Here is a 14,242-nt window from a genome sequence, read left to right on the forward strand (position 1 = left end):
CTTATTTTTTTCTTTTTTTGACACAGTCCGCGAGCAGATATTCGATTTGTCCGTTAATGGATCGGAAATCATCCTCTGCCCAGGCGGCTAATTCATTCCATAGACTGGGAGAGAGTCTGAGAAGCACTTGCTTTTTCGCTTTCTCCTTTTCTTTTACCGCCTTTTCACTTTTTAAAATAGCAGCTTCCATTTCTTGAATTTTCTCGAGCCTTGCTTTAAGGGCTTCTTCTTTTTGCATTAATTTATCTTCCATAATAAATCCTTATTAATAAATAGTGCCCGTATTTACGATGGGTTGAGCATCTCTATTACCACAGAGGATTACGAGTAGGTTGCTCACCATAGCAGCCTTGCGTTCTTCGTCGAGAACCATAATCTCTTCTTCGCTAAGTTGATCGATAGCCATTTTAACCATGCTGACAGCACCTTCTACGATCTTCTGGCGAGCTGCTATAATCGCTACAGCCTGTTGTCTTTGCAGCATTGCAGCGGCAATTTCCTCAGAATAGGATAGGTGAGTAATGCGTACTTCTTTGATTTCGAGTCCCGCTTCTAATACTCGCTCCTGCAATTCACGTTTCATGGAATCCGCAATTTCCTGGCTGCTGCCTCTTAAAGTCTTCTCATCTGCATCGTCTTCCATAGTATCATAAGGATAGAGCCTTGCAATGTTACGGATGGTAGAATCGCATTGAATGGATAGGAAAGACTTGTAATTTTCTACATTGAATACCGCTTTGGTAGGATCAGTAACCTTCCAGATAACGATGGCTCCGATAATAACCGGATTGCCTAGGATATCATTTACCTTCTGTTTGTCATTATTCAAAGTCATCGTCTTCGTGGATATCTGCTTTCTGCGCGGTGCGGCAGCGGATACTTCGGTCGCTCCGGTGGCAATGATGAAATTAGCGGAAGTAGGTGTGCTTGTAGGATTGAGACCTGTAGCAAAAGGATTGGTGAAATAGAAGCCTTCCTTCTTAATAGTACCATAATATTTACCGAATAAAGTCATGACTAATGCTTCATTGGGATTTATGACGTGTAAGCCTGCCAACGAAATGCATAGAGCGAGAAGTAATATCATTCCCAAAATGAATAAAAATCCGCCAAGTATCGGCATCGGCATGGAAAGCAAAATGCATCCGGCAACGATAATAAGTACAGAGAGAGCCAATCCGCATAGTATGGATATAAGGGCAACGGCTCCATTTTTTAGAACAATTTCTTTTTCTTCGATCATGTTAATGCTGTTATTATTCTGCATACTCATAAGAAAATCCTCCAAATTAATTATTATAATGATATCGTTTTGATATCATTATAATAATTGAAAATCGGGAAAATGTCAAGACAAATTAGGATAATGCCACAGCGTGTTGCCGGTCACGGAGTGAACAGTATAAACTATTATGTGCAGATTATTGAGATACGTATTCCGCGCCTCTTGTAGGGAGAACTGTCAAGTCAGATAGCTGGAGCCGTAAGTATTCATATCCATTTTCCTCATATAATTCTAATGTTCCGACGACCTCTACCCAATCATTCTTATTAGGATAATCGCCATCCCACATGATTTCAAATCCCGCATTTCCATCCGTACCACAGCAGCCCGGGCCGTAGCGAATGACATATGCATATGTTTCGCCGGTTTCTTCCCATGTAAACTGATCGAAAATTCCTTCATATTTAATGGTTTTTCCTAAGTAGTCATCCACATTTAAGTAAATATCATTTGTCTGTGCGATGAACATCTTTTCTTTTATTTCGATAGTATCGGAGTTCTTGCTATCGATAGTAAGCGTCCCGTGTGCGGGTGCCGAGCTGCCGGAGTCCGGCTCAGGCTCAGCGGGCGGTGTACTTTCTTTTTCAACGGAAAGGACAGCTTGTGTACCTCCGTTATTGGCAGGTGGAGCCTGGGAAGTTTCTATGCGGCAGCCGGATAAGATGAGTATGCCGGCAATTAAGACTATGATTTGACGTTTTTTCATGAGCTTATCCTCCCCTTGAGTAGATTTATCAGCCAAAAAAGAAGCAAGGCAATAATATTGATAATAACAACGCTGGCTCCTGTAGGTGTTTCATATACATAGGAAGCGACCACACCGATAAAGAAACAAGTGATTGATACGATTGCCGAGCAAATAGTTACGGTCTTAAACCGCTTGCAAATGCGCATGGAAGTGAGTGCAGGAAAGATAATAAGGCTTGAAATAAGCATAGCTCCCATCATTCTCATACCGAGCACAATGGTAATTGCTGTTAGAAAAGCGATTACCATATTATAAAGGCCTGCGTTCGTTCCGGTCGCCTTAGCAAAGGTCTCATCAAAGGTTACTGCAAAGATCTTATTGTAAAAGAGAACGAATAGAATCAATACCATAATGGCCAGAATAATACTTAATTTCACATCATCCTTGCTCATAGCGAGAATGCTGCCGAATAGGTAGTTGCAAACATCGGTATTCATTCCGGTCGTCATGGAGATAACGACTGCACCTATGGCGAGTGAACCTGTTGAGATTAAAGCGATAGCAGCATCGCCTTTGATCTTACTGCTTTCGCTGATCCGCAGAAGCAGGAAGGCGGCTAAGACTACAATCGGTATGGAAACCGTCAGGGGAGCTACATTTAAAGCGGTGGCAATGGCCAATGTTCCGAAGCCTACATGAGATAATCCATCGCCGATCATGGAATACCTCTTAAGTACAAGGCTTACACCGAGCAGGGCAGCGCATAGGGCAACTAACAGTCCTACAATCACAGCACGGACGAGGAATGTATAAGAAAACATTTCAAGTAGTATATTGATCATTTTTGTGTACCTCCCAGAAAATCGACTCCCGCATTAGACTGTATATATTCTTCGGTTGTGCCGAAAAACACCTGTTCATTTTTCAAGTGTAAGATATTCCCGGCGTATTTAACGGCGCTGTGAATGTCATGAGATACCATAATGATGGTTATTCCGAGTTCTTCATTTATTTTTGCAATAAGGGTGTATAGCTCCTGTGTCACAATGGGGTCGAGCCCCGACACAGGCTCATCCAGAAGAAGAATCTTTTGTGTAGCGCAGAGCGCTCTGGCCAGAAGAGTCCGCTGCTGTTGGCCGCCGGATAGCTCCCGGTAGCATTTATTACGTAAGTTCTGTATACCGAGCCGGTTTAAATTTTCTTCGGCAGCCTCTTTATCCTTCTTTGTATAGAAGGGAAGAATACCACGCATACTGAGGCGGCCGGATAAAACCACTTCATATACACTGGCAGGAAAATCCTTCTGGGCAGCGGTCTGTTGGGGTAAATAGCCGATTTCGTTTGCCTTTAATTCCTCGTTCAAAGATAATTCTCCTTTGTAGGGCTGCTTTAATTGCAGCAGCCCCTTAATCAACGTACTTTTGCCGGAACCGTTCTCTCCGACAATACACAAATAATCTCCGCTATTCACCGTGAAATTCAATCCTTCAACGACGATATTGCCATCGTAGGCGAATGCAGCGTTTTGACATGTAATTAGTGCCATCATTGTAATGCCTCCTTCAAAGTATCCACATTGCATGTCATTAATTCCAGATAAGTAATGCCGTTTTCAAAGTCATCCTTTGTAATGTTATGGCAGGAATGTAAGAGAAGTTTTTCTGCGCCTGTGGCTTCAGAAATGGTGTTGGCCATTTTCTCATTGGAAAACTCAATATGAAATACAGCAGGGATATTTTCCTCCTTTACTTTGTCGATAAGGAAGGCAACCGTAGAAGCGCTTGCTTCGGTTTCTGTAGAACAACCGGGAAAAGCCGCAAAATAATCAAGGCCATACGCATCTGCGAAGTAACGGAATGGGAAACGATCGCCAAATACAAGAGTTTTTCGACTGCCTGCCGACACTGCTTCCTTGAATGTATTATCCAGATTTTCCAGCTCTTCAAGATAAGAAGCAGTGTTTTGCTCATATATAGAAGCATTTGCAGGATCCAGTACACAGAGCATATCGGATAAAGACTGTACGATTATCATTGCATTTCGAGGGGAAGTCCAGACGTGTTCGTCATATTCAACTTCGTGCTCGCTATCGTCATGCCCACTGTCGTCGTGCTGTTCAGCGGCTTCTTCATGTTCGCCGTCATCATCATGTTCATGGTCATCGCCATCGCTGTGCTCGCTGTCATCATCATGTTCATGACCATGTTCATCCTCCATGCCTTCGACGATTTCCTCTTCGACGATATCGACAAGATTCATGAGAGATACAATTTCCATATTACTTGTATCCATGGAGCTTAAAATATCGTCGATCCAGGAATCAGATTCACCGCCTACGTAAATGAACATATCACTGTTCTGTATTCTGATGATGTCCTGGGGTGTGGGGTCAAAGGAATGGCTTTCGGCGCCGGGAGGCAGGAGCATGGATAATTCTACGTTGTCCCCTGCGATCTGCCTGATAAAATCATATTGCGGGAAAATAGTGGCAACAACACTAATTTTTTTACTCTCATTTTCACTGATAGTGGCTGTATTGCGGCCGGAACAAGCGGTGAAAAACATTGCTGCCGCCGTAAGGATTGAAATAATTGTTAAAATGCGCTTCATGATATGAACCTCCATATATTCTTAAATTTGCACACAAAAAGAAAGGCAATAGCATATGCCGCAAAAATAGATCAAAAATGGACATAGTTATCCCTTTGCTTGAGAATCATTCGTTACTATTCAATTATCTAATCGGACTTTAAGTGAAACGAGAGTACGGAATGCCATGATATCGATGCTTCGATATACAATGGATATAATGATAAGAAATAAGCTCAATGCCGCTGCCGGGATTAAAACGACCGCAAAAATATTTTTCAGCAGATATCTGGCGCTATCGAGCTGTATACAGACGGCACAGGCATCCTCAGGACCGTTATGGTCATGCACGTGCTCAGTATGTGTAAACAGAAATGCAGCAGAAAAGGAGGTGGCAAACAAAAAAGCAACAAGCAGTAATGTAGCAAGAGCTCTTTTTTTCGTATGATGTTGAAGCATGCCTGACTCCTCCTTTTCAAGATGGTTTTATTGAGATATTGATGTAATTATAGTTCCGGCCTTCCCTTTTATTGCATCACTAACGTGTTCCAGGGATGTAATGAGAGCACTTCCTTTAGGGCATGCGCTCAGATAAGCAATAGCAGCCTCTATTTTGGGGAGCATATTTCCTTCTCCGAATTGATTTTCCTCGATGTATGTTTTTGCTTCCGCAATGGAAAGAGAAGAGATGGCCTGCTGGCGGTCTGTACCGAAATCCTTATAGATACAAGGAACGGTCGTAAGAATAATCAATTGGTCAGCATGCAAGTCTTCCGCAAGCTTTCCTGCGATAGAGTCTTTCTCAATAACTGCAGATGCGCCCTGAAGTGCGTGGTTTTGTTCGATTACGGGAATTCCGCCTCCTCCGCATGCGATTACGGTCTGTCCTGCCTGTGCAAGAAGACGGATGGCTTCGATTTCTACGATATCAATAGGCTTCGGTGCTGCTACTACGCGGCGAAAGCCTTTTCCTTCTTCCCAAGCGACATAATTGCCTTTCTCCAATTCGAGATCGGCATCCTCTTTGGACATATAGCGGCCAATACGTTTCGTAGGCTCATAGAATGCTTCATCATAAGGATCTACAGTGACCTGAGTCAAAATAGTGCTGACAGTCTGTGGAATACCACGGCTTAAAAGCTCAGCGCGCAGAGCATTCTGAATATCGAAGCCCACATATCCCTGGCTCATGGCGGAGCATACGCACATAGGAGCCGGCGTATAGTCTGTGGATACCCGGCGAAGTTCTGTCATCGCCTTATGGATCATGCTGACCTGAGGTCCATTGCTGTGTGTGATGGTGAGCTGATACCCTTCCTCCACCAAGTCAGCGAGTGCTTTTGCCGTTACCTTTACGGCATCCCACTGTTGTAACGTTGTATAACCCAGTGCTTGATGACCGAGAGATACCACAACTTTTTTCTTCATATTAATAACCATACCTTTCTCATAGCATTGTGTGAAAAATTATTTTCTCCCAATACATTTATTTCTATATTTCACTCTTTTTATTTATTGAAAGATAATAAAATTATATCAAAATGCCGGGTATTGGACAACCTTAATTTATAAGAAGAGATTTTATTATATGTATGGAGCGTTCTGCATAATCATCCATCAGGGAATCCTCTGTATCCAGGCGGACAGCAGCATAAGGGTCGGCGGTGGGAGGGAGAAATTCCATAGTTAAGCTTCCGGAGTAGTTAATTTCTTTTAAAGTATCTAGAATCTCTCGGAAATCAGTATTTCCCATTCCGGCAGCCTCTCTCGTATTATCAGCAATATGAAAATGCCAGAGATAAGGAGCGATCACCCTAAGCTTCTGCAGAAAATTTCGTTCTTCAAACCCGGCATGGAAGCAATCCGCCATAAGTCCTACGGTAGGATGGGATAAGTCTTTTACGAAGGAGTGAGCCAATGAAAGATTAGAAAGAAGGCAAGTTTCATAACGATTAATAGCTTCAATAACGAATTTGATATTTCTTTCTTGCGCGTAATCTGCAGCGGAACGTATGCTTTCAAGCGCCCTGCTTAAATCTCTTTCCTCTGTAAAGATTCCGCAAATCGATGTGCATTTTAATCCATATTTCGTAAGAAGGGGGGAAAGTTCCTCGGCGTTAATGCTATCCGGTTCTCCTGCGAGTTCAATACCATCATAGCCGAAACGGGAAAGCCTTTGCAGGCTTTGTATGATCGGTTCATTTCCAAAGATCCATTGAGTTGCGCTAAATGTATAGAATAAAAGCACTCCGTGCAGGATGCGCAGCTCGCAGAAATGAAGATTGCCGTAAACGGCACTGCTCGCGCGCGGAACAAAAGCTGTGCTGCCAAAGTTTTCAACCGTGAGAGTAGGCAAAGCACACTTTTGCTCGGTATCAGAGGCAAAAAGAATAAAAAAACTTAAAATAATGGTTGACAGAGGTAAAATGAGGTGGTATTATTCAAATCATAATAAACCTACTGAATTAGTATGAATTAACAAAAGAATAAAAAATTAAAATTGATTTGAGACTTGTGGCAGGCACAAAGTCTCCGGACGGTGAAAGGAGCGGGTATTAAATGGCGAATATTAAAAACAGCGCAACAGAATTAATCGGAGGGACGCCCTTACTGAATGTGAAGGGGTTCGCTAAGTTCGCAGGAGTAGAGAATGCGACTCTTTTAGCGAAGTTAGAATATCTTAATCCAGCAGGAAGCGTGAAGGATAGAATTGCACTTGCTATGATTGAAGATGCGGAAAAAGCAGGAACTTTAAAGGAAGGTGCAACGATCATTGAGCCTACCTCCGGCAATACAGGAATCGGCCTCGCATCCGTAGCGGCAGCAAGAGGATATAGAGCGATTCTTACACTTCCCGATACGATGAGCGTGGAGAGAAGAAACTTATTAAAAGCATACGGTGCAGAGCTCGTTCTTACAGAAGGCGCAAAAGGAATGAAAGGTGCGATTGCGAAAGCGGAAGAGTTGAGAGATTCTATTCCCGGTTCCATTATTCTCGGACAGTTCGATAATCTGGCGAATCCGGCAGTGCACGAAGCGACAACAGGACCTGAGATTTGGAATGATACGGACGGTCAGGTAGATATTTTCATCGCCGGAGTAGGAACAGGCGGAACCATTACGGGTGCAGGCAAATATTTAAAATCCAAGAAGGCTGATATACAGATTATTGCGGTAGAGCCGGAAGCATCTCCGGTACTTTCCGGAGGTAACCCTGGTCCTCATAAGATTCAAGGTATCGGAGCAGGATTCGTCCCATCTATATTAAATACAGAAATCTATGACGAAGTAATTCAGGTGAAAAATGAAGACTCTTTTGCGGCAGGCAAGGCAATCGCATTAAAAGAAGGAATCCTTGTAGGAATCTCTTCCGGTGCGGTACTTCACGCAGCGGCTCAGGTAGCAAAGAGACCGGAAAATGCTGGAAAGAATATCGTGGTATTGCTTCCGGACTCCGGAGACCGTTACCTTTCCACACCGTTATTTACGGAAGAATGAAGGAAAGTTTCCTTTGCAAGATTGTGCAAGGAACGTTAAAAAATAAAGAACCGGAAGAGTACGCACATTGAAAAAAAAGACAGCTTATGGTATGATACGGTCTGTACTATTATATTTTGGATAGATGGGAGCAATTATGGAGACTATCATACGGGTAAAAGATGTTGGTAAGACATTTGTCGGTAAAGATAATACGGTAGAAGCGCTGAAGGGTATCAATCTCGATATCAATAAAGGCGATATTTACGGAATTATCGGCATGAGCGGTGCGGGAAAAAGTACTTTAGTACGTTGTCTTAATTTTTTGGAGAAACCGACCACCGGTACGGTTATGATAGAAGATAAGGATTTGGCGTCCTTGTCGGAAAAGGATCTCCGTAAAGAGCGCACGCAGATATCTATGATTTTTCAGCATTTTAATTTGCTGATGCAAAGGACTGTGCTCGATAATATCTGCTTTCCTCTGGAAATTACAGGAAAAAAGAAAAAGGAAGCGAGAGAACGTGCGAAGGAATTGCTTGAGATTGTAGGACTTTCCCAGAAGGAAAAGGCTTACCCGGCTCAGTTATCCGGTGGTCAGAAGCAAAGAGTGGCGATTGCCAGAGCTCTTGCGACCAATCCGAAGATTCTTCTTTGCGATGAAGCGACCAGTGCTCTCGACCCGACGACGACGAAAGCGATTCTCGCACTTCTAAAAGATATTAACAAAAAGTATGGTATTACGATTGTCATTATTACCCATGAGATGGCAGTGGTACAGGAAATTTGTACACATGTAGCCATTATCGATGGCGGCGGGCTTGCGGAATCGGGAACGGTGGAGGAAGTATTCACCAGGCCGAAGACGGCAGCGGCCAAGGCGCTTGTATTCCAAAACGGCGGTAAGTACACCGAGATGAACGGCAAGCGTTGTATACGCATTGTATTCAAGGATCAGTCCTCCTTTGAGCCTGTGATTTCCAATATGGTATTGGAATGTAAAGCTCCGGCAAATATATTGCTGGCCGATACGAAAGATATCGGTGGGGTGGCACACGGACAGATGATATTACAGCTTCCAGAGGATGAAATCGTAGCAGGCAAGATGATTCATTATCTGAAGGAAAGAAAACTGGAAGTGGAGGAACTTGATAATTATGTGGGATAATGCAACAGTTATGATGCTTGTGAAAGAAACAGGAATTACCTTATATATGACGCTTACTTCGACCTTATTTGCCTATGTAATAGGACTCCCTATGGGGATATTCCTTGTTGTTACGGCAAAAGACGGACTTAGACCGAATAAACTCGTTTATAAAACTTTAGATATTATAGCTAACGTAGTACGAAGCGTTCCTTTTTTGATCTTGCTTATGCTTCTGATTCCCTTTACCAGATTCGTCGTAGGGAAGAGTTATGGGGCGACAGCGACGATTGTGCCTCTTACTGTGGCAGCAGCTCCATTTATCGCCAGACTGGTGGAATCCTCTTTATTGGAGGTGGATAAAGGAGTAGTCGAAGCAGCTCAAAGTATGGGAGCGAGTACGGCTTATATCGTATGGAAAGTACTCTTGGGGGAAGCGAGAACGTCGTTGATTGCAGGAGCGACTATCGCTCTTGGAACGATTTTAGGATATTCCGCTATGGCAGGAGCTGTCGGCGGCGGCGGTCTTGGTGATGTGGCAATTCGTTATGGATACTATCGTTACCAGGCAGATATTATGATAGTTACTGTTATTTTGCTTGTTATACTTGTTCAGATTCTGCAGTTTATCGGAACGAAACTATCCAGGAAGCTGGATAAGCGAATTAGCGGATAATTGCGGATTCATGATAAAAGTGAGTAGAATACACTCACAATAAGTAGAGTACACTCGTAAGTGGAGCATACTCATAAATGAAATGCAGTCATAAGGAGGAGAAATATTATGAAAAAGAAAGTTTTAGCGGCAGTGCTTGCAACTGTGCTTGCGGTCGGAACATTGACAGCTTGCGGTTCGGGCAGTGAGGCCACACAGGCGGCGGCAGAGCCGGCAACAGAAGAGGCGGTAGCAGAAGAAGCACCGGCTGAGGAAGCAGCAGAAGAAACTTCTGCCGAAGTAGTAGAAAAAGGTGTCATTAAGGTGGCGGCAACGGAAGTTCCTCATTCAGAAATCCTTGAAGCAGTAAAACCGATTTTGGCAGAACAGGGATGGGATCTTCAAGTTACAGTATTCAATGATTATGTACAGCCAAACGAAGTGGTGGAAGCGGGAGATTTCGATGCGAATTATTTCCAGCACACTCCTTATCTTGACAGTTTCAATGTAGAAAAAGGTACACACCTTGTAAATGTAGGCGAGATTCACTATGAACCGCTTGGAATCTATGGCGGAACAGAATCTGATCTGGCAAACATTTCAGATGGTGCAACGATTGCAGTTCCTAACGATACGACGAACGAAGCGAGAGCGCTTTTGCTATTGCAGGATAACGGTATCATCACATTAAAAGAAGGCGCTGGAATGGAAGCGACAAAGAATGATATCGCAGAAAATCCTTACAATGTGGAAATCGTAGAATTGGAAGCAGCGCAGGTAGCCAGAGTAATCGGAGAGACTTCTTTCGTTGTATTAAATGGTAACTACGCGTTACAGGCAGGCTTAAATGCACAGACAGATGCTCTTGCATATGAAACTTCCGATTCAGAAGCAGCAAAGACATATGTAAATATTATCGTAGTGAAGGAAGGCAATGAAGGAAACGAAGGAGTAGCAGCACTTGTTGACGTACTCAAGTCTGATGATATCAAAGCTTTTATCAATGAGAAATATCAAGGTTCTGTAGTACCGTTTGAATAAAAAAATAGCAGCTATGAGAGGGCGTGTATGACGCTCTCTTTTGGCATGATTGGTGGATAAAGGAAGAAAGGAACAGGAGTGGAAATGAAATATATTTTTTTGGATATTGATGGTACCTTGCTCGATCACGATACTTTTAGTATTCCGGAAAGTGCCAAACAGGCAATAACGTCTGCTAAAAGTAAAGGGAATAAAGTGTTTATTTCCACAGGACGTACTTGTTGTATGCTGGATGTGGTAGAGGATATAGAGTACGACGGAGTGATTTCGGCCTCGGGGGCACGCGTGACAGTAGGGGACGAAGTCCTCTATGAAGAGAAAATAGAAGCAGATGCTCTTAAGAACATATTGGATTGCTGCAACGACCAGGAAGTAGCATATATTCTGGAAGGACAAAATGGTGTATATATGGATGATAAGGTCAATCTATATTTCAACCAAAGAAGTGGCAAGAAAGATGAGCCGCATGAATTTTTCACACAGGCAATATTTCATAAGGCGGCAGAGTATAGAGAAGACGAGGAATTGATTTACAAATTATCGTTATATGCTTTGGAAGAAGAAAAATTGTTCAAAATAAAAGAACTGCTGGAAGAAAAATACCATGTAGTGTTTGGGCGAGTGAATGAAAAATATCCGTATGGAGCGGAGCTTACTCTGAAAACGACCAATAAGGCCAGCGGAGTGAAAAGAATATTGAGGCACTTAAAGGCGAGTATGGTAGATACTATCGCTATAGGAGATAGCTTAAACGATTTGGAAATGATTAAAGAATGTGGAGTAGGGATTGCCATGGGAAATGCCGATGAGAGATTAATGGCACATGCAGATTTCGTGACAGATAAGATCGGAAGTCATGGAATATACAAAGCCTTTGAGCAATACCGATTGATATAGTATAAAAGATTGTAACTGTGAGGGTACGGAACACTTACAAAAGCTTTAAGGGAAGGAAGGGATGTATTTATGAAGATTTCAACCAAGGGGCGCTACGCGGTTCGGGTAATGATAGATCTGGCCTTGAACAATACGGGAGAATATGTGAAGGTAAAGCAGATAGCAGAAAGGCAGGGCATATCTGAAAAGTACCTGGAGCAGATTATCGCGGTTCTAAATAAAGCGGGTTATGTGAAAAGTGCCAGAGGAGCGCAGGGCGGATATCGTATTGCGGGGGATCCCGGAAACTACACGATAGGAATGATACTTCGCCTTACAGAAGGAAGTCTCTGTCCGGTGGCTTGTCTGGAGGATGAAGTGAATGAATGTGAACGTTGTGATACTTGTGAAACATTAAGCGTATGGAAAGAATTAAATGATGCCATCGATAAAGTGGTGGATGGAGTTACCATTGCAGACCTTGTGGAACGTCAGATGATTCGGGAGGATGCTATCGACTATTCCATCTAAATAACAAACCATACTCATGTAGTTTTGTAACTTATTCATCTTCATCAGGTCTGCGCATTTACTGCGCTGACCGTAAGACAATGTGGAATGGCAAGTGAAAATCCCATCACCGCAGGTGATTTTAATGGATTTTCACATGTAACTGTGGGGGTGCGGAACAGTTACATAGTTTTATATATTTACTTATCCGTAGTTATGCTTTAAACTATAAGTACAAAATTAGATAAGCCACAGGAATAAGTGATAAGACGGAAGATGTTGGTTTGGAAAGGTAGAGGATATGATAACATTCGTAGGAAAGCCTGTTTTTTCAGGAATTGCAATTGGGAGGATTGCTATTCTTAAAAAGGACAATCAGAGTGTAAAAAGAACGCATGTAGAGGATACAGGCAAGGAACTTGAGCGCCTGAATGTCGCTAAGAAGAAGACGATTGAACAATTGAAGGAATTATATGATAAGGCTGTATTGGAGGTTGGAGAATCAGGAGCAATGATCTTCGAAGTACATCAGATGATGGTGGAGGATGAGGATTATCAAAGTTCCATCATCAATATGATTAAAGCACAGGATATCAATGCGGAATATGCAGTAGCATCTACAGGAGATAACTTCGCCCAGATGTTCGCGTCCATGGATGATGATTACATGAAAGCGAGAGCAGCGGATGTAAAGGATATCTCTGAACGGTTAATCAGCGCACTGCAGGGCAAAGCCGGTGCTTCCCTGGATGCAGATGAGCCGGTGATTGTGGTAGCGGAAGATTTGGCTCCGAGTGAGACGGTGCAGTTGGATAAGAGTAAAGTGCTGGCCTTTGTGACCAGATTCGGTTCCTCGAACTCCCATACGGCAATTTTAGCCAGAACCATGAATATTCCCGCGTTGATCAGTGTAGATTATCCCGCAGATGTCAATGGTAAAATGGCAGTTGTGGATGGATTTTCCGGTAAAATAATTGTGGACCCGGAGGAAGCTGTATTAAAGGAATATGAAGACAAGCTTCGTCGGGAGCTTGAGAAAAAGCAGCTTCTCTTAGAATTAAAAGGAAAAGAGAACGTTACGAAGAGCGGGAAGAAAATTAATATTTACGCTAATATCGGGAATGTATCCGATGTGGCGAGTGCTCTGCAGAACGATGCCTGTGGAATTGGGCTGTTTCGCAGTGAGTTCCTTTACCTGGAGAAGGATACATTCCCTACGGAAGAGGAACAGTTCCAAGTGTATAAAACAGTAGCTGAGAATATGGCGGGTAAGAAGGTAATTATCCGTACGCTTGATATTGGTGCTGACAAGCAGGTGGATTATTTTGGTTTAGAACATGAAGAAAATCCTGCGATGGGATACCGGGCTATCCGTATTTGCCTGGATCAGCCGGATATCTTCAGAACACAGCTTCGTGCGTTATTCCGCGCCAGCGTATTTGGAACGATTTCTATTATGTATCCGATGATTATTTCAGTGAGCGAAGTGAAACAAATTAAAGCGATCGTACAAGAAGTGAAGGAAGAACTTACAAGAGAGGGTATTCCTTTTGCTGAAGTTGAACAGGGAATTATGATAGAAACACCTGCAGCGGCTATTATTAGTGATTTGTTGGCAAAAGAAGTGGACTTCTTCAGCATCGGTACGAACGATTTGACACAATATACCCTTGCCATAGATAGGCAGAATGCAAAGCTGGATCCTATTTATGACTCCCATCATGAAGCACTTTTACGATTGATTAAGATGGTAGTGGATAATGCTCATAAGGAAGGCATTTGGGCAGGAATTTGCGGAGAGTTAGGGGCTGATACAACTCTTACGGAAGAGTTTGTGAATATGGGAGTAGATGAACTTTCGGTAACTCCCACCTTTGTATTACCGGTTAGAAAAGTAGTAAGAGATATGGAGTAAATCTTTTGTAACTATTATAGAAAGATACTCGGCACAAAGAATCTGCATTGCAGATTCTT

16 protein-coding genes are annotated in these 14,242 nt (G+C 42.9%); 7 read left to right on the forward strand and 9 right to left on the reverse strand.

Annotated features, from left to right (window positions below; translation table 11 throughout):
• Position 1: 1 nt before the first annotated feature.
• From RBB56_RS13005 to RBB56_RS13045, 9 genes are all read right to left on the reverse strand, one after another.
• Positions 2-190: an Arc family DNA-binding protein gene (locus RBB56_RS13005; RefSeq protein ID WP_306722152.1), complete on the reverse strand. Its 189-nt coding sequence runs from the start codon at positions 188-190 to the stop codon at positions 2-4.
• A 75-nt stretch (positions 191-265) separates the two neighbouring features.
• Entirely contained in the window at positions 266-1,273 is a 1,008-nt protein-coding gene (locus RBB56_RS13010; protein ID WP_331525757.1) for an SPFH domain-containing protein, read from the reverse strand.
• 148 nt (positions 1,274-1,421) lie between these two features.
• The gene (locus tag RBB56_RS13015) at positions 1,422-1,991 is read right to left on the reverse strand and encodes a TIGR03943 family putative permease subunit (RefSeq protein WP_306719400.1); all 570 of its coding nucleotides are present in this window, start codon (positions 1,989-1,991) and stop codon (positions 1,422-1,424) included.
• On the reverse strand, positions 1,988-2,815 hold the full coding sequence (locus RBB56_RS13020) for a metal ABC transporter permease (RefSeq protein ID WP_306719401.1): 828 nt from the start codon (positions 2,813-2,815) through the stop codon (positions 1,988-1,990). The genes RBB56_RS13015 and RBB56_RS13020 overlap by 4 nt, the downstream gene beginning before the upstream one ends.
• Complete coding sequence (locus RBB56_RS13025) at positions 2,812-3,519, reverse strand: metal ABC transporter ATP-binding protein (protein WP_306722154.1); 708 nt, start codon at positions 3,517-3,519, stop codon at positions 2,812-2,814. The genes RBB56_RS13020 and RBB56_RS13025 overlap by 4 nt, the downstream gene beginning before the upstream one ends.
• The gene (locus RBB56_RS13030; protein WP_306719402.1) at positions 3,519-4,583 is read right to left on the reverse strand and encodes a metal ABC transporter substrate-binding protein; all 1,065 of its coding nucleotides are present in this window, start codon (positions 4,581-4,583) and stop codon (positions 3,519-3,521) included. The genes RBB56_RS13025 and RBB56_RS13030 overlap by 1 nt, the downstream gene beginning before the upstream one ends.
• Before the next feature lie 120 nt (positions 4,584-4,703).
• Positions 4,704-5,021, reverse strand: a complete 318-nt coding sequence (locus tag RBB56_RS13035) for a hypothetical protein (protein ID WP_306719403.1) — start codon at positions 5,019-5,021, stop codon at positions 4,704-4,706.
• Between the two features lie 27 nt (positions 5,022-5,048).
• Positions 5,049-6,002 carry a carbamate kinase gene (gene arcC, locus RBB56_RS13040; protein ID WP_306719404.1) on the reverse strand — a complete coding sequence of 318 codons (954 nt, stop codon included), beginning with the start codon at positions 6,000-6,002 and terminating at the stop codon, positions 5,049-5,051.
• A gap of 121 nt (positions 6,003-6,123) precedes the next feature.
• Positions 6,124-6,918 carry a sugar phosphate isomerase/epimerase family protein gene (locus tag RBB56_RS13045; protein WP_306719405.1) on the reverse strand — a complete coding sequence of 265 codons (795 nt, stop codon included), beginning with the start codon at positions 6,916-6,918 and terminating at the stop codon, positions 6,124-6,126.
• 203 nt (positions 6,919-7,121) lie between these two features.
• Between RBB56_RS13045 and cysK the strand changes: the two genes are divergently transcribed.
• The 7 genes from cysK (at position 7,122) to ptsP (ending at position 14,183) form a co-directional block, all read left to right on the forward strand.
• On the forward strand, positions 7,122-8,060 hold the full coding sequence (gene cysK, locus RBB56_RS13050; RefSeq protein WP_306719406.1) for a cysteine synthase A: 939 nt from the start codon (positions 7,122-7,124) through the stop codon (positions 8,058-8,060).
• A 136-nt stretch (positions 8,061-8,196) separates the two neighbouring features.
• A complete protein-coding gene (locus RBB56_RS13055) occupies positions 8,197-9,207 on the forward strand; it encodes a methionine ABC transporter ATP-binding protein (protein WP_306719407.1) in 1,011 nt (336 codons plus the stop codon).
• Complete coding sequence (locus tag RBB56_RS13060) at positions 9,197-9,862, forward strand: methionine ABC transporter permease (protein WP_306719408.1); 666 nt, start codon at positions 9,197-9,199, stop codon at positions 9,860-9,862. Before RBB56_RS13055 ends, RBB56_RS13060 begins: the two co-directional genes overlap by 11 nt.
• Positions 9,863-9,970: 108 nt before the next feature.
• Positions 9,971-10,882, forward strand: coding sequence for a MetQ/NlpA family ABC transporter substrate-binding protein (locus tag RBB56_RS13065; RefSeq protein WP_306719409.1), 912 nt, complete (start codon positions 9,971-9,973; stop codon positions 10,880-10,882).
• Between the two features lie 84 nt (positions 10,883-10,966).
• Positions 10,967-11,779, forward strand: coding sequence for a Cof-type HAD-IIB family hydrolase (locus RBB56_RS13070; protein WP_306719410.1), 813 nt, complete (start codon positions 10,967-10,969; stop codon positions 11,777-11,779).
• Positions 11,780-11,848: 69 nt separating this feature from the next.
• Complete coding sequence (locus tag RBB56_RS13075; RefSeq protein WP_306719411.1) at positions 11,849-12,289, forward strand: RrF2 family transcriptional regulator; 441 nt, start codon at positions 11,849-11,851, stop codon at positions 12,287-12,289.
• Positions 12,290-12,569: 280 nt separating this feature from the next.
• Entirely contained in the window at positions 12,570-14,183 is a 1,614-nt protein-coding gene (gene ptsP, locus RBB56_RS13080) for a phosphoenolpyruvate--protein phosphotransferase (RefSeq protein ID WP_306719412.1), read from the forward strand.
• Positions 14,184-14,242 lie beyond the last annotated feature (59 nt).

It is taken from the genome of Kineothrix sp. MB12-C1, from assembly GCF_030863805.1.
In the GTDB taxonomy this organism is placed as follows: Bacteria; Bacillota; Clostridia; order Lachnospirales; family Lachnospiraceae; genus Kineothrix.

What these genes read in the sequence shown, in the direction of transcription:
- RBB56_RS13005 (WP_306722152.1), bottom strand. Translation starts at nt 190, where the DNA reads ATGGAAGCTGCTATTTTAAAAAGTGAAAAGGCGGTAAAAGAAAAGGAG.
- RBB56_RS13010 (WP_331525757.1), bottom strand. Translation starts at nt 1,273, where the DNA reads ATGAGTATGCAGAATAATAACAGCATTAACATGATCGAAGAAAAAGAA.
- RBB56_RS13015 (WP_306719400.1), bottom strand. Translation starts at nt 1,991, where the DNA reads ATGAAAAAACGTCAAATCATAGTCTTAATTGCCGGCATACTCATCTTA.
- RBB56_RS13020 (WP_306719401.1), bottom strand. Translation starts at nt 2,815, where the DNA reads ATGATCAATATACTACTTGAAATGTTTTCTTATACATTCCTCGTCCGT.
- RBB56_RS13025 (WP_306722154.1), bottom strand. Translation starts at nt 3,519, where the DNA reads ATGGCACTAATTACATGTCAAAACGCTGCATTCGCCTACGATGGCAAT.
- RBB56_RS13030 (WP_306719402.1), bottom strand. Translation starts at nt 4,583, where the DNA reads ATGAAGCGCATTTTAACAATTATTTCAATCCTTACGGCGGCAGCAATG.
- RBB56_RS13035 (WP_306719403.1), bottom strand. Translation starts at nt 5,021, where the DNA reads ATGCTTCAACATCATACGAAAAAAAGAGCTCTTGCTACATTACTGCTT.
- arcC (WP_306719404.1), bottom strand. Translation starts at nt 6,002, where the DNA reads ATGGTTATTAATATGAAGAAAAAAGTTGTGGTATCTCTCGGTCATCAA.
- cysK (WP_306719406.1), top strand. Translation starts at nt 7,122, where the DNA reads ATGGCGAATATTAAAAACAGCGCAACAGAATTAATCGGAGGGACGCCC.
- RBB56_RS13055 (WP_306719407.1), top strand. Translation starts at nt 8,197, where the DNA reads ATGGAGACTATCATACGGGTAAAAGATGTTGGTAAGACATTTGTCGGT.
- RBB56_RS13060 (WP_306719408.1), top strand. Translation starts at nt 9,197, where the DNA reads ATGTGGGATAATGCAACAGTTATGATGCTTGTGAAAGAAACAGGAATT.
- RBB56_RS13065 (WP_306719409.1), top strand. Translation starts at nt 9,971, where the DNA reads ATGAAAAAGAAAGTTTTAGCGGCAGTGCTTGCAACTGTGCTTGCGGTC.
- RBB56_RS13070 (WP_306719410.1), top strand. Translation starts at nt 10,967, where the DNA reads ATGAAATATATTTTTTTGGATATTGATGGTACCTTGCTCGATCACGAT.
- RBB56_RS13075 (WP_306719411.1), top strand. Translation starts at nt 11,849, where the DNA reads ATGAAGATTTCAACCAAGGGGCGCTACGCGGTTCGGGTAATGATAGAT.
- ptsP (WP_306719412.1), top strand. Translation starts at nt 12,570, where the DNA reads ATGATAACATTCGTAGGAAAGCCTGTTTTTTCAGGAATTGCAATTGGG.